Annotated in this window: 21 protein-coding genes; 13 read left to right on the top strand and 8 right to left on the bottom strand. The window is 74.5% G+C overall.

Annotated features, from left to right (window positions below; translation table 11 throughout):
• Positions 1-16: 16 nt before the first annotated feature.
• Positions 17-820, bottom strand: a complete 804-nt coding sequence (locus Voc01_RS10445) for a class I SAM-dependent methyltransferase (protein ID WP_203927126.1) — start codon at positions 818-820, stop codon at positions 17-19.
• Positions 821-943: 123 nt separating this feature from the next.
• On the opposite strand from Voc01_RS10445, the gene Voc01_RS10440 reads away from it, so the two are divergent.
• On the top strand, positions 944-1,468 hold the full coding sequence (locus Voc01_RS10440) for an N-acetyltransferase (RefSeq protein ID WP_203927125.1): 525 nt from the start codon (positions 944-946) through the stop codon (positions 1,466-1,468).
• On the top strand, positions 1,465-1,995 hold the full coding sequence (locus Voc01_RS10435; RefSeq protein WP_203927124.1) for a GNAT family N-acetyltransferase: 531 nt from the start codon (positions 1,465-1,467) through the stop codon (positions 1,993-1,995). Before Voc01_RS10440 ends, Voc01_RS10435 begins: the two co-directional genes overlap by 4 nt.
• A 64-nt stretch (positions 1,996-2,059) precedes the next feature.
• On the opposite strand, the gene Voc01_RS10430 is transcribed toward Voc01_RS10435, so the two are convergent.
• The 4 genes from Voc01_RS10430 to Voc01_RS10415 all read right to left on the bottom strand — a co-directional run bounded on the left by Voc01_RS10430 (position 2,060) and on the right by Voc01_RS10415 (position 4,963).
• On the bottom strand, positions 2,060-2,734 hold the full coding sequence (locus Voc01_RS10430) for a hypothetical protein (RefSeq protein WP_203927123.1): 675 nt from the start codon (positions 2,732-2,734) through the stop codon (positions 2,060-2,062).
• Between the two features lie 109 nt (positions 2,735-2,843).
• Positions 2,844-3,479: a phosphoribosyltransferase gene (locus Voc01_RS10425; RefSeq protein WP_203927122.1), complete on the bottom strand. Its 636-nt coding sequence runs from the start codon at positions 3,477-3,479 to the stop codon at positions 2,844-2,846.
• 36 nt (positions 3,480-3,515) lie between these two features.
• On the bottom strand, positions 3,516-4,181 hold the full coding sequence (locus Voc01_RS10420) for a DNA alkylation repair protein (RefSeq protein ID WP_239160094.1): 666 nt from the start codon (positions 4,179-4,181) through the stop codon (positions 3,516-3,518).
• 32 nt (positions 4,182-4,213) lie between these two features.
• Positions 4,214-4,963 (bottom strand): class I SAM-dependent methyltransferase, encoded by a 750-nt coding sequence (locus Voc01_RS10415; protein ID WP_203927121.1) that lies wholly within the window; start codon positions 4,961-4,963, stop codon positions 4,214-4,216.
• Positions 4,964-5,187: 224 nt separating this feature from the next.
• Between Voc01_RS10415 and Voc01_RS10410 the strand changes: the two genes are divergently transcribed.
• The 4 genes from Voc01_RS10410 to Voc01_RS10395 all read left to right on the top strand — a co-directional run bounded on the left by Voc01_RS10410 (position 5,188) and on the right by Voc01_RS10395 (position 10,819).
• Positions 5,188-5,868, top strand: a complete 681-nt coding sequence (locus Voc01_RS10410) for a lytic polysaccharide monooxygenase (protein ID WP_239160093.1) — start codon at positions 5,188-5,190, stop codon at positions 5,866-5,868.
• Positions 5,869-5,963: 95 nt separating this feature from the next.
• Positions 5,964-6,548 carry a hypothetical protein gene (locus Voc01_RS10405; protein WP_203927119.1) on the top strand — a complete coding sequence of 195 codons (585 nt, stop codon included), beginning with the start codon at positions 5,964-5,966 and terminating at the stop codon, positions 6,546-6,548.
• A 224-nt stretch (positions 6,549-6,772) separates the two neighbouring features.
• Positions 6,773-9,865, top strand: a complete 3,093-nt coding sequence (locus tag Voc01_RS10400) for an AfsR/SARP family transcriptional regulator (protein WP_203927118.1) — start codon at positions 6,773-6,775, stop codon at positions 9,863-9,865.
• Positions 9,866-9,874: 9 nt separating this feature from the next.
• The gene (locus Voc01_RS10395) at positions 9,875-10,819 is read left to right on the top strand and encodes an aminoglycoside phosphotransferase family protein (RefSeq protein ID WP_203927117.1); all 945 of its coding nucleotides are present in this window, start codon (positions 9,875-9,877) and stop codon (positions 10,817-10,819) included.
• 17 nt (positions 10,820-10,836) lie between these two features.
• Here the strand turns inward: Voc01_RS10395 and Voc01_RS10390 are convergent, their stop codons facing one another.
• Complete coding sequence (locus Voc01_RS10390) at positions 10,837-11,322, bottom strand: HAD domain-containing protein (RefSeq protein ID WP_203927116.1); 486 nt, start codon at positions 11,320-11,322, stop codon at positions 10,837-10,839.
• Between the two features lie 68 nt (positions 11,323-11,390).
• Positions 11,391-12,674, bottom strand: coding sequence for a vanadium-dependent haloperoxidase (locus Voc01_RS10385; RefSeq protein ID WP_203927115.1), 1,284 nt, complete (start codon positions 12,672-12,674; stop codon positions 11,391-11,393).
• Positions 12,675-12,889: 215 nt separating this feature from the next.
• Between Voc01_RS10385 and Voc01_RS10380 the strand changes: the two genes are divergently transcribed.
• The 7 genes from Voc01_RS10380 to Voc01_RS10350 are packed head-to-tail and all read left to right on the top strand — an operon-like array spanning position 12,890 to position 19,320.
• On the top strand, positions 12,890-13,963 hold the full coding sequence (locus Voc01_RS10380) for a hypothetical protein (RefSeq protein WP_203927114.1): 1,074 nt from the start codon (positions 12,890-12,892) through the stop codon (positions 13,961-13,963).
• A gap of 35 nt (positions 13,964-13,998) precedes the next feature.
• Positions 13,999-14,760 (top strand): peptidylprolyl isomerase, encoded by a 762-nt coding sequence (locus tag Voc01_RS10375; RefSeq protein ID WP_203927113.1) that lies wholly within the window; start codon positions 13,999-14,001, stop codon positions 14,758-14,760.
• 52 nt (positions 14,761-14,812) lie between these two features.
• Positions 14,813-15,355 carry an RNA polymerase sigma factor gene (locus Voc01_RS10370; RefSeq protein ID WP_239160092.1) on the top strand — a complete coding sequence of 181 codons (543 nt, stop codon included), beginning with the start codon at positions 14,813-14,815 and terminating at the stop codon, positions 15,353-15,355.
• Positions 15,352-16,185 (top strand): zf-HC2 domain-containing protein, encoded by an 834-nt coding sequence (locus Voc01_RS10365; protein WP_203927112.1) that lies wholly within the window; start codon positions 15,352-15,354, stop codon positions 16,183-16,185. The genes Voc01_RS10370 and Voc01_RS10365 overlap by 4 nt, the downstream gene beginning before the upstream one ends.
• Complete coding sequence (locus tag Voc01_RS10360) at positions 16,182-17,048, top strand: ABC transporter ATP-binding protein (RefSeq protein WP_203927111.1); 867 nt, start codon at positions 16,182-16,184, stop codon at positions 17,046-17,048. The genes Voc01_RS10365 and Voc01_RS10360 overlap by 4 nt, the downstream gene beginning before the upstream one ends.
• On the top strand, positions 17,045-18,625 hold the full coding sequence (locus Voc01_RS10355) for a hypothetical protein (protein WP_203927110.1): 1,581 nt from the start codon (positions 17,045-17,047) through the stop codon (positions 18,623-18,625). The genes Voc01_RS10360 and Voc01_RS10355 overlap by 4 nt, the downstream gene beginning before the upstream one ends.
• The gene (locus Voc01_RS10350) at positions 18,613-19,320 is read left to right on the top strand and encodes a hypothetical protein (protein WP_203927109.1); all 708 of its coding nucleotides are present in this window, start codon (positions 18,613-18,615) and stop codon (positions 19,318-19,320) included. The genes Voc01_RS10355 and Voc01_RS10350 overlap by 13 nt, the downstream gene beginning before the upstream one ends.
• On the opposite strand, the gene Voc01_RS10345 is transcribed toward Voc01_RS10350, so the two are convergent.
• Positions 19,275-20,150, bottom strand: coding sequence for an alpha/beta fold hydrolase (locus Voc01_RS10345; RefSeq protein ID WP_203927108.1), 876 nt, complete (start codon positions 20,148-20,150; stop codon positions 19,275-19,277). The genes Voc01_RS10350 and Voc01_RS10345 overlap by 46 nt on opposite strands.
• Positions 20,151-20,169: the final 19 nt, after the last annotated feature.

The following is a 20,169-nucleotide window of genomic DNA, read 5'->3' as shown; positions in this document are numbered from 1 at the left end:
CGCCCTGGGCCGGCGGTCAGGCGCGCGCGAGGATCTCGCCGTTGAGGATGGTCAGCCAGCCGTCGTCGTCGGCGGCCCAGGTGCGCCAGGCCCCGGAGATGCGGCGCAGGTCGGCCTCCGTCGCGTCGCCGCTCGCGAGCGCGACGCGGGCCAGGTCGGACTTCAGGATCCGGTCGGCCCACAGGCCGCCCCACCACTGGCGGTCCTCCGGCGAGGCGTAGCACCACACGCTGCCGCCCGGGGTGACATCGGTGAAGCCGGCCGCGTGGGCCCAGGCCAGCAGGCGCCGGCCGGCGTCGGGCTCGCCGCCGTTGGCGCGGGCGGTGCGCTGGTACAGCGCCATCCACTCGTCCAGCTCCGGCAGCCGCGGGTACCACGTGAAGCCGGCGTAGTCGGCGTCGCGGACGGCGACCACCCCACCGGGACGGCACACGCGGCGCAGCTCGCGCAGCGCCCGCACCGGGTCGGCCACGTGCTGCAGCACCTGATGGGCGTGGACCACGTCGAACGTGTCGTCGGGGAAGTCGAGCGCGTGCACGTCGGACACCGCGAAGTCGACGGTGGTCAGGCCGCGGCGCGCGATCTCGGCCCGGGCGAGGTCCAGCGCCGACGCGGTGACCTCGACCGCCGTGACCCGCCCGGGCGCCACGCGGTCGGCGAGGTCGGCCGTGATCGTGCCGGGCCCGCAGCCGACGTCGAGCAGCGACAGGCCCGGACGCAGGTGAGGCAGCAGGTAGGCGGCGGAGTTCTCGGCGGTACGCCACCGGTGCGAGCGCAGGACGGACTCGTGGTGGCCGTGGGTGTAGACAGCGGAAGCCATGAGGGGACGGTAGGTTCGCTTCCCGAAATCCGGGAATACTTTCCCGTTATATGGACAGCCTTGCCTCGGGCCGGTCTCCTCTGCTTAGGTAAGGCTTACCAAACCAAGCACCGAAGGTGGCCGATGGAAAGCACGGTTGTCCTGGCCCGGGCCGTCGACCTCGACGGGCTCGAGGCGGTCTACCGCACGGTGCACGCCGCCGACCTCCACCTCACCGACCACCGCCACCCGAGCGTCGGGGACCGCCTGCGCTGGACCGCGGAGGCGCCCGGGTTCGCGGCCGCCGTCGGATACGTCGGTGACGAGCTGGCGGGCGCGATGATGGGCTGCCCGCTCCCCGCCGGGACGCTGTGGTGGCGCGACCTCGCCTCGGCCGGCGAGCCCGGCGTGACGACGGAGTGGGAGGGCCGCACGTTCGCGCTCTGCGAGGCGTTCGTGCTGCCCGGGTACCAGCGCCACCGGCTGGGCATCCGCATGATCACCGAGCTGCTGCTGAGCCGGACGGAGGAGCGGGTGTCGATGGCCGTCGCCGAGTCGAACACGCGCGTGTGGGGCGCGTTGCAGGCGATGCGGTTCCGGCACGTCGGCGACCTGGTGCCGTTCCCGGGCTGGCGGTCGCACCGGATGCTGGTGCGTGACCTGCGATGACCGCCTACTCCGAGGACCTGGCCGGTCTGGGCCGGTTCACGCTGACCCGGCTCGACCCGGTGGCCGACGCGCCCCTCGTGCACGGCTGGGTCACCGAACCGCGGGCCGAGTTCTGGGGCATGACCGACCACACGCTCGACGAGGTGCGCGAGGTCTACGGCTTCGTCGACAGCCTCGACACCCACCACGCCTACCTGATGCGGCTCGACGACGTCCCGGTCGGCATCTTCCAGACCTACGAGCCCGACGCCGACCCGATCGGGGAGTACTACCCGGTGCGGCCCGGCGACTTCGGCATCCACCTGTTCCTGGCGCCCGCGTCGCCGCCCGTTCCGGGGTTCACCGGCGCGGTGGCGGATGCGTTGCTGCGGTTCGTGTTCCGGGACCCGGGACGCACCCGGATCGTCGTGGAGCCCGACGCCCGCAACGAGCGTGCCCTGAAACGCTGGCGGCGCCTGGGTTTCGTGTTCGGCGACCGGGTCGTGCTGCCGCACAAGACCGCGCGGCTGGCGTTCCTGGACCGTTGAGGGCCGACCGGGCACGTAGGAACTTCCCGGATGATGTTCCTACGTGTCCGGCGACCGTGGATGACTACGTGCGCTTGAGGGTCCAGGGGATGTCGGCTTCCTTGTCCGGCGTGATGGTCAGGGTGTCGCCGCTGCAGGTGTAGGTGCCCTGGTCGAAGAACGGGTCGATGTCGACCGCGTTGCCGGTCTCCGAACCGACGTACCGGCCGATCGGGGTGTTGTCGAACGGACGCGCCTGCACCGGCTGGGTGAGGTCGAGCGTCAGCCGGGTCGCCTCCCAGTTCAGGTCGCCGACCGGCGCCCAGGAGCCGCTCGGTGCCGGGGTGGCGGACGTGCCGGCCGGCGCCGCACCGGTGCTGATCTGACCCGAGGCGGTGCCCGCGTACGTGAACTTCCCGCGGACGTCGGCACCGGCGACCTTCGCGCTGAAGTTGACCGGCTCCATGCTGGAGAAGTCGATGTTCGTGGCGCCGTTCTGGGCGATCCGCACACCGATCCCGGCGCCGCCGGTGAGCTGCGCGCTGACGTTGTTGCGCCGCGAGGCGGCGTCGGCGGTGAGCGCGGTCGAGCGCCACGAGCCGACGACGCAGGACGCGACCGGGCCGCCGGCCGAGGCCGAGCCGCTTCCCGCGGGGGACCCGCTGGGGGTCGCGCCGGGCGTGCCGCCCTCGGCGCACCCGGTGAGGGCGAGCCCGAGACCGGCGGCGGCGCCGATGGCCATGATGATGCGACGACGCATGAGAATGTCCTTCGTATCCAGGGGAAGCCCCGAGGTGCATCGACAGGGCTGTTCATTGACTGCACTCACGGGCTACCCGATGCCGGCTGGCGCAAAACCGGCACACCGGTCAGCCGGCCAGCGCGCGGACCACGTCGGCGTCGGTGAGCTGGGAGAAGTCGTGGTACCAGCGGCCCACCGCCCGGAACCGCCTGGGCGTGCGGAGGCAGACCACGTCGTCGGCGACCCGCGCCACCGCGGCGCACGCCGGCCGCGAGCCGACCGGCACGGCCATGACCAGCCGGGACGGGCCGCCGGCCCGCACCCACCGCAGCGCGGCGACCGCGGTGACCCCGGTGGCGAGCCCGTCGTCGACCACGACCACGGCGCGGCCGGTGACCCGCGGCGCCGGCCGGTCACCCCGGTAGAGGCGGGTCCGCCGGGCGAGCTCGGCCCGCTCGCGCCCGACGACCGGGGCGAGGTCGTCGTCGGTGACGCCGAGGTGGGCCATCGCGGCGCGGTCGACCAGTGGCGGCCCGTCCTCGGCCAACGCCCCGATGCCCAGCTCCGGCTGCCCCGGTGCCCCGATCTTGCGGGCGATGACCACGTCGAGCTCCCCGCCGGTCTCCGCGACGACCGGGACCGCGACCGGCACGCCGCCGCGCGGGAGCGCCAGCACGAGCGGCCCCCTCCGGTCTTCCAGGGACAGCGCGGCGACGCGGCGCGCGAGCGCGCGTCCCGCCTCCGCCCGGTCGGCGAACGTCACAACGTACGGTCTACCCGGTCCGCGAGGGCGTACCCGTCACGCCTGGCGGCGCACCATCTCCGCGATCCAGACCGGCGCGAACGGCGACGTGCAGCCGGGCGGTGTGGGGTGGTCCTTCAGAACCTCCAGGCGTTCGCCGATGTCGACCGCGCGGGCGCGTGAACCGGGGTGGTCGATGCCGATCTGGGCCAGGCAGTGGTTCATCGCCCACTGCAGGCGGTCGGGCGCGTCCTTCAGGTCGGCCTCGATGACGTCGAGCAGCCCGGCCAGGTCGAGGCCCTCCGGGCTCTTCGCGACGCGCTCGACGGTCAGGGCCCAGCCGGCGCTCGCGACCACCGGATCGTGGTCGGCCAGCCAGGCCAGGCGCAGACTTTCGGCGTGCGGGCTCTTCTTCACCACGTAGTTCACGAGCCAGTCGTGGACCTTGGGGGAGCGGGCCGCGCGCAGCATCGCGTCGAGGTCGGCGCGCTCGAACGCCTTCGGGCGGCAGATCAGCAGCGCCAGCAGGCGGGCCGCGGTGTCGCCGGTCTCCCAGAGCCCGCGCGCCAGGTCCTGCTGGGTCTTCAGGCGTTTGGCGACCGCGCGCAGCCGGGTCAGGTTGACGCCGTGGTCGTCGCCGCGTCTCCCGTTGGCCGCCCGCACCTTCGGGTCGTCGAGCGTGGCGAGCTCGGCCATGAGGTCGGACACCGTCGCGTCGGTCACCCGCCGACCCTACATCATTGTTCAGTTCGCGCTTATATAAGCTGTGGGTGAATCAACGTGAGCACGACCGCGTAGACCGGTTCGTCGTCGCTCCGTTCCACGGTGTCGAGCCGCCACGGTGACCCGCGCAGCACGCCCTCCAGTTCGGCGACGCTGAGCAGCCAGTACTCGAACCAGTCGGTCGCCCGGTCGGCGTGGCGCACGCGCAGGCGCAGCCGTCCGCCGGGCAGGCCCCGGTCGCGGTTGCTGGCGTGGTAGGCGGTGTGGACCGGGTCGGCCGTGCGGTAGGGGTCGGTGGACGAGCCGAGGATCCGCGCCTCCGGTGCCGCCACGGCCGCGAGCGCCGCCAGCCGGGCGGGGGCCAGGGTGGGCGACCCGAGCAGGGACAGGTTGCTGCCGAACAGCATGAACGTGTCGAACGGGCCGGCGGGTGGGTGGTCGATGCTTCCGACGGAGGCGGTCAGCCCGCGCTCGCGGCACACCTGCACCGCTCCCGGCGAGAGGTCGATGCCCTCCGGCTCCAGGCCCCGTTCGCGGAGGGTGGCCATGAGCCGGCCGGCGCCGCAGCCGACGTCGAGGATCCGTCCCCGCGCGTGCGGGAGGACCGCGGCCTCCCGCGGCGACCACGAGTCGGCGCCGCCGAAGTAGCGGGCGGCGTCGCCGGCGCCGATGAACCCGTCGTCGCGCTCGACGATCTCGATCGACCGGCCCGGCGTGCCGCCGCCGGCCCAGCAGTGTCGCAGCAGATCTCCGAACGCGTCCCCTGGCACCGGCTCCGTCACGGTGACAGACTTCCATATCGGGCCCGGTGGATGTTCCCACGGTTTCGAACGGTTCCAGATTGGCGCATTTGGCCGTCTTCCCTGCTCATGGCCGCTGTTTCGGGGAGGCAGGGCGCTCGGGCGGCACGAAATCCATAGACCTCGGTTGATATGAGGGCATTGAGATGCAATGCTCAGTGGGAGCGCTCCCACCCCCACAGTACGCCGATGAATGGAGGACGTACGTGCGTCCACACGATTCTGACCTAGACGGACGGCGATCCCGCTCCGCTGTCCGCAAGCCCGCCGCCGCACTCGTCGTGCTGCTCGCCACGATGGCCAGCATCCTGACGTGGGTCGCCCCCGCCCAGGCCCACGGCACGATCATCAACCCGCAGACCCGCGCCTACCAGTGCTGGAAGACCTGGGGCAGCCAGCACATGAACCCGGCCATGCAGACGCAGGACCCCATGTGCTGGCAGGCCTTCCAGGCCAACCCCGACACCATGTGGAACTGGATGAGCGCGCTGCGGGACGGCCTCGGTGCCCAGTTCCAGGCCCGTACCCCCGACGGGACGCTGTGCAGCAACAACCTGTCGCGGAACAACAGCCTGAACAACCTCGGTGCCTGGAAGACCACTCCCATCAGCCGCAACTTCACGGTGCAGCTGTACGACCAGGCCAGCCACGGCGCCGACTACTTCCGGGTCTACGTGAGCAAGCAGGGGTTCAACCCGCAGACCCAGCGTCTGGGCTGGGGCAACCTCGACTTCATCACGCAGACCGGGCGGTACGCACCGTCGCAGAACATCTCGTTCAACGTCTCGACGTCGGGTTACACCGGCAACCACATCCTCTTCATCATCTGGCAGGCCTCGCACCTCGACCAGGCCTACATGTGGTGCAGTGACGTGACCTTCAGCTGATCGACCAGCTGATCGACCGGCAACACTGCGGCCCCGGAGCGTCAGCCGACGCTCCGGGGCCGGAGCTCCCCCCGACGACGAGGTGAGAAGCGATCATGATGTCCCGGGCAGCTGTGACGGGGTTGTTCCGCAACCGCTTCGCGTGGGCGGCGGTGATCCTGATGGCGACGGTCGGCGCCGTCGCTCTGGTCAACACGGCCGGTTCCGACGCGGAGCCGACGAGGGCCGGAGACGTGCGGAGCCAGATCCTGGGCCGGATGCGCACCACCCTGGAGAAGGCCGACCCGGGGCAGCACAACCACGGTGGGCACAACCCGCTGCAGGGTGACGGGCAGGCGAAGCCACCGGTGATCTGCGGGGTCCACGTCTACGGCTTCGAGCCGGAGGGCGCCACCGCGCTCGCCGACGTGAAGACGGTCTACGGCTTCCACCTCTGCGGGGTGGCCGAGCCGAAGCGCCCGTGGGACGTGGCGGTGAAGCTCGCCGGTCCCGTCATCCTGGACATGTCGACCGACCCGCCGGGCATCCAGGTGGTCGAGGCGACCGCCGACGTCATGTACATCGACCGGCTGCGCCAGATGTTCCCGGCCAAGTACTCGGAACTGGCGCAGAAAGAGGCGCTCGCCCCGTCGGAGATGTCCGACCTGCGCCGCCGCTACGACGACGCCGCCGATCTCTGACCGCCCACGTCCGGGCCGACCGCCCGCGGACGTGGCCACGGCGGAAGCTGAACTCGTAGAAATCGGCGCTCTGGCCCGCGCGCCCCGTCTCAGTCATGCCGCCGCCCCCGTGTGCTTGCCGGTCCGAAGATCGGTGACACTATGGCGACCGTCGATAGCGCGGCGTTTGCTTTTCGATTGTTTCGATCGTTGCGCGGTTCCGGCCGGTGCGGTTGGCTTGGTTTGTGGGGGATGACGGCGCAGGTCAGACGCTGTGGCGCGTCCTCGGCCCGGTCCGGTTGACCGTGGACGGGCGTGAGATCGACCTCGGGCCGGGCCGGCAACGTTCGGTGCTCGCCGTGCTGCTGATGACCCCCGGACGCACCGTCCCGGTCCAGACGCTCATCGACCGGGTGTGGGACGACCGGCCCCCGCGCTCCGGCACCGCGGCCGCCCCCTACGTCACCCGGTTGCGCCGCGTCATCGACACCGCCGCGCCCGGCGCGGACCTCGGCACGCTGCGCTTCGTCGACGGCGGCTACCGGCTCGACTGCGACCCCGACCTGGTCGACCTGCACCGCGCCCGGCGGCTGGCCGCCGAGGCCCGCGCCGCGCTCGACGACGGCGGCCCCGGGAGCGCGGCCGACGGCGGCCCAGGGAGCGCGGCCGGGCGCGCCGCCGACCTCCTCGGCCGGGCGCTGCGCGAATGGCAGTCGGTGGCCCTCGCCGGGGTTCCGGGCAGCTGGGCCACCCGGATGCGGGAGGCGCTGCACGGGGAACGGCTCGACCTGCTCGCCCTGCGCGCGGAGGCCGACCTGCGCACCGGTCGGCACGCCACCGTCATCGACGACCTGAGCGGTCCCGTGGCCGAGCACCCCACCGCCGAGCGGATCGTGGTCCCGCTGCTGCTGGCGCTGGTGCGGGCCGGCCGGTCCACCGAGGCGCTGGCGACCTACGCCCAGGTGCGCGCGAGCATCGCCGACGAGCTGGGCACCGAGCCGTCGGCCCGGCTGCGCGACCTGCACGTCCGGATCCTGCGCGACGACCCGACGCTGGTACCGCCCGGACCGCCCACCGCCGACGCACCGGGCCGGCCAGGTGACAGCCCCGCACAGCTGCCCGCCGACGTGCCCGCGTTCACCGGCCGCGACGAGGAGCTGGCGAGCCTCGACGCGGCGGCGGCCGCGGCCGGTGAGCATCCGACCGCCGTGGTCATCTCGGCCGTCGCCGGCACCGCGGGCGTGGGCAAGACCGCGCTGGCCGTCCGGTGGGCGCACCGGGTGCGGGCGCGGTACCCGGACGGCCAGCTCTACGTCAACCTGCGCGGCTACGACCCCGACCGGCCGATGACCGCCGCGGACGCGCTGACCCGGTTCCTGACCGCGCTCGGGGTGCCCGGCCAGGACATCCCGCTCGACGTCGACGACCGCGCGGCCCGCTACCGGACCGCGACCGCCGACCGGCGGATGCTGATCCTGCTCGACAACGCCTCCAGCGTCGAGCAGGTGCGTCCGCTGCTGCCCGGCACCGCGTCCTGCACCGTGGTGGTGACCAGCCGCGACTCGCTCGCCGGGCTGGCGGCCCTGCACGGCGCCCACCGGGTCCACCTCGATCTGCTGGCGCCGGGAGTCGCGCTGGCGCTGCTGCGGCGGCTCGTCGGCCGCCGGGTCGACGACGAGCCCGGTGCCGCCGCCGAGCTGGCCGAGCTGTGTGTGCGGCTGCCGTTGGCGCTGCGGGTGGCCGCCGAGCTCGCGGCCGCCCGCCCGTCCGAGCGGCTGGCCGACCTCGTCGCGGAGCTGACCGACCAGCGGCAGCGCCTGCGGCTGCTCGACGCCGGCGACGATCCCCGCGCCGCCGTGCGCACCGTGTTCTCCTGGTCGATGCGGCACCTGCCCGCACCGGCGGCCCGCACGTTCGCGCTGCTCGGCCTGCACCCCGGTCCCGACATCGACGCCCACGCGGCCGCGGCGCTCGACGGCACCGACCCCGACGGGGCCGCGCGGGCACTCGAACAGCTCGCCCGCGCGAACCTCGTCCACCGCACCGCGCCGCGCCGGTACGGGATGCACGACCTGTTGCGCGCCTACGCCGCAAGCCTCGCCACCGCCGACGGTGAACGGGCGGCCCTGGACCGGCTGTTCGACCACTACCTCGCCAACGCCGCGGCGGCCATGGACAGCCTGCATCCGGCCGACGCGAACCGCCGGCCGCGCGTCGACGCGCCCGCACCGATGCCCGCGCTCGCCGACCCCGACGCCGCGCGCGGCTGGCTCGACGCCGAGCGGCACAACCTGGTGACCGTCGTCGCGCACGCCGCCGCACACGGCTTCCCCGGCCACGCGATCCGGCTATCCGCCACCCTCTACCGCTACCTCGGCGGCGGCCACCACGGCGACGCGTTGACGGTGTACCGGCACGCCCGCGACGCCGCGCGGCAGACCGACGACCCGGCGGCGGAGGCGCAGGCGGAGTTCGGGCTCGGTGCCATCCACGGACGCCTGGGCGACTACGACCCGGCGATCGACCACCTCGGGCGGGCGCTGGTGCTGTTCCAGAAGGTCGGCGACGGAACCGGTGAGGCCCGCGCCCTCGGCAACCTCGGCATGCTCGAGGCGCACCTGGGCCGCTACGAGCCGGCCAGCGACCACATCCAGCGGGCGCTCGCCGTGTTCCGGCGGTCCGGTGACGAGGCGGGGGAGGCGCTCGCGCTGACCCAGCTCGGCCACATCGCCCGGCGGCTCGGCCGGTACGAGGACGGGGTCGACCACCATGAGCGGGCGCTCGCCCTGTTCCGGCGCACCGCGAACGCGGCCGGCGAGGCGGAGGCGCTCAACGGCCTCGGCGCCGTCGAGGCGCGGCTGGGCCGGTACGCGTCGGCGATGGAGCACCACCGGCTGGCCCTGGACCGGTTCCGGCAGGTCGGCGAGCGGACCGGCGAGGGGTGGGCGCACGACGGGCTGGGCACCGCGCACGCCGGTCTCGGCGATCGCGACCGCGCCGCGGAGCACTACCACGAGGCCCTCGCCGTCTTCCGCGAGACCGGTGACCGGGAGGGCGAGGCCTACGCCCTCAACGGCCTCGGCGAGACCGCCCGGGCCGGCGGCGACCCGGCCGCGGCCGTCGCCCGGCACACCGATGCCCTCGCCGCCGCCACCGAGACGGGCGGCGCCGACCAGTACGCCCGCGCCCACACCGGCCTCGGCGACGCGTACCGCGCCCTGGGCGACCCCGACCGGGCCCGCGGGCACTACGAGCGGGCGCTGGCCCGGTACACCGACCTCGGCGGCCCGGAGGCCGCGGACGTCCGCGCCCGGTTAACCGGTTGCGCGCCGTCCTAGCGTCGAGGGATGGACGACGTCCCGCTGCCGGACCGCCGCCTCGTCGGCGTCGGGGTGGCGCGGCGGCTCGTGGCGAGCCAGTTCCCGCGGTGGGCCGACCTTCCGGTGCGGCCGGTGCCGGTCAGCGGCTGGGACAACCAGACGTTCCGGCTCGGCGAGCACCTGACGGTGCGGCTGCCCACCGCCCGCGAGTACGCGCTGGCGGTGGAGAAGGAGCACCGGTGGCTGCCGGTGTTCGCGCCGCTGCTGCCGCTGACCGTGCCGGTGCCGGTCGCCCGGGGCGTCCCCGACGGGGACTTCGCGTTCGAGTGGTCGGTCTATCCGTGGATCGACGGGGTGACGGTCGACGCCGACAGCATCCGCGACCCGGTGGAGTTCGCCGACAGCCTGGCCGCGTTCCTCGTCGCCCTGCGGGGCGTCGACCCGACCGGCGGGCCCGGGCCGGGGCCGCACAACTGGTTCCGCGGCGGACCACCGCACAGCTACGAAGCGCAGGTGCTCCGGTCGGTCGGGCGGCTCGGCGGGCGGATCCCGCGTCCGCTCGTCCTGGAGATCTGGCAGGCCGGTGTGGACGCCACCTGGGCCGGCCGGCCGGTGTGGTTCCACGGCGACGTGGCCCCGGGCAACCTCCTGCTCCGCGACGGCGTGCTCAGCGCGGTCATCGACTTCGGCACCTGCGGCGTCGGCGACCCCGCGTGCGACCTGCCGATCGCCTGGACCCTGTTCACCGGCGCCAGCCGCGACGCGTTCCGCGCCCGGCTCGGCGTCGACGCCGGCACGTGGGCGCGGGGACGGGCGTGGGCGCTGTGGAAGGCGCTGCTGCTCTACGCCGACGCCGGCCCGGGAGCGGCAGCGGCCGCGCGCGTCGTCGACGAGATCTGCGCCGAGTACGCGTCACCGCTCCCCGGTCCGCTGGCGGTAGCGGAACACGGCGAGCCCGGTCAGGACGACTGACATCCGGCTCCGCCGCGTCATCCGGCTCCGCCGGGCAGGGCGAGCCACCGGCGCACCGCGGCGAAGTCGGCGTCGGTCAGTCCCACGGTCGGGTCGACGCGGTGGAGCAGGGCCGGCGCCGGGTGGTGCGCGGCGACCCACCGGCGGTCGGCGTCGGTGGTCTCGTCGTCGAGCCAGACGAACGGCCGCCCGGCCGCCCACCGGGTGAGGCACACGGTCTTCCAGTGCACGCCGGGTTCGTCGTCGTCCTCGTCGGGCCACTCGACGACCGGGAGGGCCGGCAGGCCCAGCGGTGGTGCGACGGCGTCGTTGGCGTCGGCCATCCAGGTCGTCGCCCAGACCAGGTCGCCGTCCAGGGCGAGGAGACGGGGCCCGTCGTCCGGGTTCAGCCTGTGCAGCAGCGGGTTGCCGACGTCGGTGCCGCCCGACGGTGGACTGTCCGGGCGCGGGCGGAACGGGATCAGGACGCCGTCGACATCGAGAAAGACGAACGGCCGCGTCATTCCGCGACCGTACCCGGCACAGGCCCGCCGCGGCGGGTCAGTGCCGCGGCGGGTCAGTGCGCGGCGGGTCAGTGGCGCGGCTGGAAGTGGCGTGCGGCGGCGTACCGGGCGACGGCGGCACCGAGGGCGGCGCCGTGCGTGTCGGCGGTGCGGAAGTGCACCCCGCCCCACACGCGGGCATCCTCCAGTTCGGCGAGGGCACCGGAGAAGCTGGTGAAGTGGCGGGTCGCGTCGGCGTCGACGCTGTAGGCGCTGAAGGGGACCCGGTCGCGACCGAAGAAGAGCGTGTAGGTCGTCATCCGCGCGGCCGTTCCGCAGGCGTGCCCGGACGGGTACTCGGGGAAGGGCGGCGTCACCAGCAGGGGCATCCACGTGGGATCGGCCACGGTGAGCGGGTTCCCGTCGGTGTCGGCGAGCTGGATCGCCGTGACCGGCCGCCAGAAGCTCCACTTCTCCTTCTGCGCGAAGCAGGCGATGGCCGCGTCGGCGCCGATGAGGTCGATCATCGCGAACAGGCGGGCCGTCCGCAGGACGCTCAACCGCTGGGTCGTCGCGAGCTGCCGCTTCACCTGCCACATGACGTTGTTGCGGTCGTGCCACCAGATTGCGGCCTCGGTCTGGTCCGCGGTGCGGACCGTGCTGGTGGCCCGGCCGACGAGCGTCACCTCCCCGACGTCGCGGGCGTACGCGGCGCTGGTGAGCGCCGGCGGCCCGGGCGTGGGGAACCGCGACACGTCGCCGACGAGGAACGGCCGCACGTGCCCGCTCCACGCCGAGTCCGAGCCGAACGTCGGCGGCGTCGGGCGCCACTCGCCCGGCCGGGTGCCGACCACCCAGGTCTGGTCGCCGAACGCGCCGTCGTCGCGGCGGTCGGCCACCATCGCCGCCGCGGTGCGCTCGCCGAGCGCGATGCCGCGCCGCTTCGCCCGGCCGTCGGGGATCCCGGCGAGGAACTCGTCGTACTGCGCGCGCAGGCGGTCGCTCTGGTCGGGGAACAGCGCGGCGAGAACCAGGTGCGAGGCCGCGCCGACGGCCGCGTCGACCGACTCGGTGCCGTCGGCGCGCGGGGCGCCCAGGTACGGCTGGTACGGCGTGCCGGCGATCGCGTTCACCGCGTCGTAGGCGGCGCCGTGCACCATCGCGAACGCCCGCGCCTGCACGTTCGGCTGCTGCCGGGCGATGTCCCAGATCGCCGTCTGGGCGTTGAGGTCCCAGGTGATGACGGGGTTGGCCCGCGCCGCGGAGGCCGGCTCCGCCGCGGCGGCGGGCGCCACGGGTGCGGCGAGCGCCGGAGCCGCCACGAGCGCGAGAGCCGCCACGAGCAGGGGGATCCGCCGATGCCAACGCCTCATGGCAACCTCCGTCACCGCGTGCCGGAAAGGACGCCCCACCGTATATCGACCATCGGCGATTGGCTGTCCGGATGGTGACCCCTTACGGCGGCAACGGTCCCGACCCGGCGGGACTTTGGTCCTGACCTGCGGCGCACGTGCTGAATCCGGCTTGGATCACCGCTAGAAATGTCGACGGGACGTGCACGGACACGGCTCGGAAGTGGAGAACTGAGATGAAGACGGTGCTGGGACGGTCGACGGTCGTCACCGCGGTGGCGGCGGCCCTGCTGGCGGTTCCGGGCGCGGCCTCGGCGCACGAGAAGTGGTTCGTCGAGGACCCGCACACGTACCCGGGCGACTGGGCGTTCGTGATGCGCCCGGTGACGCTGGGGCTCATCGTGGCGGTGGTGCTGGTCGCGGCGGTCTGGCGGTACGTGGCCGTCCGGTTCCTGCCGACCCCGGAGCTGCGGCCGTTGCGCTTCCTCGGCCGCCTGGTGCCGTACGTCCCCCGGCTGCTCGCGGTCCACCTCGGCGTGTCGCTGCTCGCCGCGGCCGTGTCGCGGCACTTCCTGACCCACGACCTGAGCGTCGACGACCTGCCGGGCGGCTCGGTGCTGCTGCTGGCCGAGGGCGCGCTCGGCATCTGGTTCATCGCCGGCGTCCGGCTGCGGGGCGCGGCCGTCGGCCTGACGCTCGTCGGGCCCCTGGCCCTGCTGGTGACCGGACCGGTCGGCCTGCTGTCGGCGATGGACCTGCTCGGTGTGGCGCTGTTCCTCGCGTTCGTCCCGCCGTCGGACGCGCCCTTCGGCCGCGTGGAGCCGGACGCGGCGACGCTGCGGCGGGCCCTGCTGGCGCTGCGCCTCGGTGCCGGTGGCGCGCTGATCACGCTCGCCTTCGCCGAGAAGCTGGCGAACCCGGCGCTGGCCCGGGAGACCCTGCGGCTGTTCCCGCAGCTCGACGTCTTCTCGCTGGTGGGCATCCACCTGCCCGTCGACACGTTCGTGGCGGTCGCGGGCGTCACCGAGCTGCTGTTCGGCCTGCTGGTCATCTCCGGGGCGCTCCCGCAGGTCGCGGTGCTCGTCGCCGGCATCCCGTTCAACGCGACGCTGATCCTCTTCGGCGGCACGGAGCTGCTGGGCCACCTGCCGGTCTACGGCATCTTCCTCACGCTGCTGGTGTACGGCTCCGACCCGCGCACCGCCGCGCTGGTGCGGTGGCTGCCCGAGATCCGCCGGCGGCCGGCGGCGACGGTCGGTGGCCGCGGTGGCCGTGACGGTCGCCGGGCGATGGCGCGCGCATCGATGTAGGGCGATGTAGGCTGACCCGCGACCCTGGAGGTGTCATGCGTAGCTGGCTGTCGGCGGTCGTCGCCGCGAGTGTGCTCGCCATCGGCGTCGTCGCCGCACCCGGCGCGGCGTCCGCCGAGAACGTGGAGCCCGCCGCCGGGACCGCTGCCGCCGGGGGCGGGCAACCGTCGGTGACGCGCGGTCCGTGCCGGTACACGGCGACGCCCGACGACCCGGCCGCCCGCCCGGTGCCGCTGCCGCCGGACCCGCGGCGCACGCCCAGCCGGGGCACCATCGACGTCTCCCTGTGGACGAACTACGGCCGCATCCCGATGACGCTCGACCGGTCGCTGGCCCCCTGCACCGTGCAGAGCCACGTGCACCTGACGCTCTTCGGCTTCTACAACCGCACGATCTGCCACCGGCTCACCGCCTACCCGACGCTGAGCGTCCTGCAGTGCGGCGACCCGAGCGGCACCGGCGAGGGCGGTCCGGGCTACCGGTACCGGGACGAGCTGCCGACGAACCTGCCGCCGGCCCCCACCGACCCCACCGGCGAGCGCAAGGTCTACAAGCGCGGCACGCTCGCGATGGCCAACGCCGGCCCCGACACCAACGGCAGCCAGTTCTTCCTCGTCTACAAGGACTCGGCGCTGCGGCCGAACTACACCATCTTCGGCACGGTGAGCCCCGAGGGGATGGCGGTCCTCGACCGCATCGCTGCGGACGGGATCGCACCCACGCCGGACGACCCGGCCCCGGTCGACGGCGCGCCCGCGGAGGGCGTGCGGATCGGTCTGGCGACGATCCTTTTCTGACCGCGTGAGCGCGGCCGTGAACCGAACTGCCGCCCCGCGACGATGATGGGGTGTGACACCGACCCCCACGGACGCTGATCTGCTGGCGCGGATCGCCGTCGGCGACCGTGCCGCGTTCGAGGCGTTCTACCGTCGCCACTCCGTGTGGCTGGCGATGCGGCTGCGGTACCGGTGCGCCGACGCGTCGCTCGTCGACGACGTGGTCCAGGAGACGTTCCTCGACCTGTGGCGCGGCGGCGCGTCCCGGTACCGCGAGCCCGGCGACGTGGCCGGCTGGCTGTGGCGCATCGGCTCGCGCCGGCTCGTCGACGCGCTGCGCCGGCAGGGCGCCTGGGACCGGCTGCGGCACCTGCTGTCGTGGTTCCGCCCGTCGACCGAGTCGTCGGCGGAGGACCTCGTCCTGCGCGGCGTCGAGCACGGTGACCTCGGCGGCGCCCTCGACCGCCTCTCGCCGGAACTGCGCGCCGTCGTGCAGGCCACGGTCCTCGACGGGCTGAGCACCGGCGAGGCCGCCGTGCTGCTCGGGATACCACCCGGAACTGTCAAGACCCGGGCGATGCGGGCCCGCCGGCAGCTACGCGGGGAGCTGGCATGACCACCTGGCACCTCACCGACGCCGACCTCACCGGCTACGCCGACGGATCGCTCGCCGCGCCGTTCGTCTGGTCGGTGGAGGCGCACCTCGCGGCGTGCGAACCCTGCCGCGCCCGGCTGACGGCGGCCGCGCCGGCGGCCCTGCTCGACGAGGGGTGGCAGCGGCTCGACGCCGCGCTCGACGCGCCGGTTCCCGGTCCCGTCGAACGGGCGCTCGTCGCGGTCGGCGTGTCCGAACCGACGGCCCGGCTGCTCGCCGCGACCCCGGCGTTGCGCCTGTCGTGGGTGTCGGCGGTCGCGGTGACGGTCGCGCTCACGGCACTGATGGCGTATGTCGCCGACCCGGTCGTGTTCCTCGTGCTGACGCCGCTGCTGCCGCTGCTCGGGGTGGCGGCCGCGTTCGGGCCCCGTACCGACCCGACCTACGAGCTGACCGTCGTGGCGCCCATCCACACGTTCCGGCTGGTGCTGCTGCGGTGCGTGGCGGTGCTGTCGGTGGTCACCGTGCTCGCCGCGGTCGCCACGCTCGTCATGGCCACCGAGGGGCCGCCGGTCGTCGGCTGGTTCCTGCCGTCGCTCGGTCTCACCTCGGCGGCGCTGCTCCTGGCGCCGCGCCTCGGCCCGGTGACCGCGTCCTCGGTGGTCGGTGCCGGGTGGCTGGTCCTCGTCGTGGCGACCGGGCTGTCGACGGACACCGTGCTCTTCTCCCTCGCCGGCCAGGCGGTCATCGCCGTCGGTGCGGCCGCCGCCGCCCTCGGGCTGCGCAGCCGTGCCCACGCGTCCGACACGGCCGGCCTCTCCCCGCGTCACCTCAGAAGGAGCGACCGATGACGACAACCGCGACCACCGTCGCGCTCAGGGCGAGCAACCTCACCCTGCGGTACGGCCGGACGACGGCGCTGGACGGCGTGTCGTTCACGCTCGACACCGGTGTCACCGGGCTGCTCGGCCCCAACGGCGCGGGCAAGACCACGCTGCTGCGCATCGTCGCGACCGCGATCAACCCCGACGCCGGCGAGCTGTCGATCCACGGCCACGACCCGCGGACCGGGCCCGGCCGGCTCGCCGCCCGGCGCCGGATCGGTTACCTGCCACAGGATCCCGGCTTCCACCCGCTGTTCACGGCGTTCGAGTTCGTCGACTACGTCGCGATCCTCAAGGAGCTCACCGACCGGCGCGCCCGCCACGCCGAGGTCCGCCGGGTGCTCGACGCGGTCGGCCTGGGTGACCGGCGCGGCAAACGGATCCGCACCCTGTCGGGCGGTATGCGCCAACGCGTCGCGCTGGCCGCCGCCCTCGTCGGCGACCCCGATCTACTGGTGTTCGACGAGCCGACCGTCGGTCTGGATCCCGAGCAGCGCCTGCGGTTCCGGGAGCTGTTCGCCGACCTGGGGGAGAGCAGGGCGGTGCTGCTGTCGACCCACCAGACCGAGGACGTGATGTCGTTGTGCCGCGAGGTCATCGTGCTCGACCACGGCGGCGTGCGCTTCACCGGCACACCCACCGACCTGGCCGCGCTGGCGGCCGGAAGGGTGTGGACGAGCGGCACCCGCGAGACAGCCGCGCTCGCGTCGTGGCGCACCGGCAGCGGGCTGTTCCGTAACGTCGGCGACCCGCCGCCCGGCGCCGACCTGATCGAACCGTCCATAGAGGACGGTTACCTCACGCTCGTCGGCCTCCAGGGGGACCGGTGACCGCACTCCTGGAGCGGCCGGCGCCACCGCCGCCCGTCGACCACCGCCGCGCGATGCTCGCGCTCGCCCGGGTCGAGTCCGTCCGGCTGGTGCGCCACCCGCTCCTCGTCGTCGCGGCGGTGCTGTTCCTCGGGCCGTGGGTGTTCTTCCTCGCCAATGGCGCCGACCGCCACCCGACCCTGCGCGACGACGCGCTGGAACTGCAGTTCCTCGTGCTCCTGCTGTTCGGCAGCGCCGCGATGGTCGCGGCCAACCTCGTCGCGTTGCGCGGCCACCGCCACCACGTCGACGAGTTCTTCGGCGTGCTCACGCTGACGCGCGCGCGGCGGACCGGCGGGCTGCTGCTCGCCCTGCTGCCGACCGGTGCCCTGGCGGCCGTGCTGGTGCTGCTGCGGCTCGGCGTGTCCGCGGCGCTGCCGGGCTCGGTCGGCCGCCCGCACTGGGCCGAGGTCCTCATCAGCCCCGTTCTGGTGCTGCTGCTCGGTTCCGTCGGGGTGCTGCTGGCGACGCTCGTCCGCAGCGTCGTCGTCGCACCGGTCGGTGTGCTCGCCGTCCTGGTGTCCACAGTGGTCGGTGGCGTCGCCTCGGAGCCGGGCCGCGCGATGATGGCGCTGGTTCCGCTGCAGGTCCGCTACCCGCCGCACGCGCTGCCCGACGTGCTGGTCGACCGGCCGTCCGCCGGTCACCTGGCCTACCTCGTGGGGCTGACCCTGCTGGTCGCCCTCGGCGCGCTGGTGCGCACGGGCGCGCGGGGGAGTGCGACGTACGTCGCCGCCGGGCTCGCCGCGGCGCTGGCCGCCGGCGGGGTCGCGGCGCAGCTCCCCGAACGGGCCGACGTGGTGCGGGCCCGTGCCGCCGCCGTGGACGCCCCGGCGCCGCTGCACACCTGCCGCACCGTCGACGGCGCGACGTACTGCGCGTTCGACGACTTCACCCCGTGGATCGACGAGTGGGCCGACGTGGTCGCCGCGGTGCGGGGCCCGATGCCCGCGGTCGCCGGTCCGCCGCTCGCCGTGCGGCAGCGCATCCCGGCCGACGGCTCGTGGCTCGCGGGCACCAGCACGCTGGAGGAGCGGCAGGCCGCCGCCGCGCGTCGCGACGCCGACGACACCGCCGCCGGGCAGCCCGGCGCCGTCGCGGTCGGCACGGACTGGTCGGCGCGGGCCGCCGCCGCGCTCGCCGCCGCGGTGGCCTACCGGCTCGTCACCGGCGCCGACCCCGACAACGGCGACGGGCTCGTCTGCGGCGCCCGGGGCGCGCTGGTCGTCTGGCTGGTCGGGCAGGCGGGCGGGCGTCTCGCCGCCGGCCTGCGCGAGGCCGACGAGCTGAGCTGGGGCGCGTTGACGCTGTCGGACCCGGTGCTCTCCGGGATCCAGCTCAGCGTTCCCGACACCGACGCGGCGTCCGGGCTGGCCCTGCTGGACAGGCCGGTGGCCGGGAGCACCGCGCTCGTGCGGCGGCACTGGGCCGAACTGACGGACCCGGCCGTCGGCGTCGACCGGTTCGCCGCCCTCCTCGGCGTGCCCGCCGCGCCGCTGCCGCCCGTCGAGGAGAGGCACGCCGGGTGCGCGTCCTGACCGTCGCCGGGCTGCTGGCCGTCCCGTTGCTGCGGGCCGCCCGCTGGCTGCCGTTCGGCATCGCCGCCGCCGTCGGGTTCGCGATCCCCGGCGTCCCGTCGCTCATGTCGGTGGACCTCCAGCCGGGCGACCTGGTCGGGCTGCTCCGGGTCGCGGCGGCGTGCCTCGGCGTCGGGATCGTGTTCCTGTTCGACGACCCGGCGAAGCCGAGCACGGTCACGGCACCGACGTCGGCCACGGTCGTCACCGCCGTGCGTGCCCTGTGGGCCGGTGCGGCCGCCGCGCTGTGGTGGGCGGCGACGCTCGGCGTCACGGTCGCCGGCGCCGCGGACGGCGTCGGCGACGCGCTGCCGCGCGGCGACCTCACCCTGGAGGCCGCGACGTTCGCCGCGGTCGGCGTCGCGGCGGCGGTGTGCCTGTGGCGCGGCTCCGCCCGCGGGGTGACCGGGCCGGTGGCGGCACCGGCCGCGCTGCTCCTGCTGATCGGCGCGCTGCTGCTCCCGGACCGGCTCGCGCTGATGGCGCAGGTCGGCTCCCCGGCCTGGGCGGCGGCACACGACCGCTGGACGGTCCTGCTGGTGACCGCGGTCGCCGTGGCCGCGCTGGCGACCGCGCGGCGGCCGGGCGGGGCGCTGTTCCGGCGGTCCGGTCAGGCGCGGGCGAGCAGGTCGCGCATCAGCTCCTCCTCGCGGTGATACGTCTCGAAGTGACCGCCCTCCCACACGTGCAGGTCGGCCGACGGGAGCCGGTCGACCACCCGTCGGGCGGCCTGCAACGGCGCGTTGGCATCGTGGCGGGAGTGGTACCAGACGATGTGGCTGGTCACGTCCTCCGGCGCGATGTCCCACTCGAACATCGCGAGCGCCTCGTCGCACCAGCCCTCCGCGCCGGGCCGCAGGGCCTCGGCCAGGTTCTGCTCCAGCGTCAGCTGCCAGGTGGGGTCGCTCATCACCGCCTGGTCGGTGGGCGGGGCGTCCCGCAGCGCGTCGCGGAATCCGCCGAGCGGGTCGGCGAGGATCTTCTCCCGGACGTCGCGCAGCAGCGGGAACAGCGCGTCCCAGCCGCCGTCGCGCATGCGCCGGTGCGCGTCGGCGTTCAGCCCGATCAGCGACGGCAGGTCGTCGTCGGTCAGCGGCGCGGCGCCGACGACCACCGTCGCGGCGCTCACCCGCTCCGGGTGCCGGGCGCACATCGCGAGCACGTGCGGACCGCCGCCGCTGCCACCGGCGACCGGCACCCGGTCGAGGCCGAGGTGGTCGAGCAGTTCGGCCAGGTCGTCGGCGACGTCGGCGAGACCGCGGCCGGGCAGCCGGGTCGAGGCGCCGTACCCGGGCCGGTCGGCCATGACGACCCGCACCCCGAGCCGCTCCCAGACCTCGGGCCGCGGGTAGCGGGCGAACCGGGAGCCGGGCGTGCCCTGCAGCCGCAGCACCGGGATCCCGTCGGGCACCCCCCACTCGTGCCAGGCGAGCGTGCGCCCGTCGCGAAGCGTCAACCGTCCGTCCACATCCGTCGCTGAGGTCATGGCCGCCATCCTTCCAGCC

The sequence above is a fragment of the Virgisporangium ochraceum genome, from assembly GCF_016863655.1.
GTDB lineage: Bacteria > Actinomycetota > Actinomycetes > Mycobacteriales > Micromonosporaceae > Virgisporangium > Virgisporangium ochraceum.
Note: the sequence above shows the minus strand (reverse complement) of the source record. Positions and strands in the feature narration are given on the sequence as shown.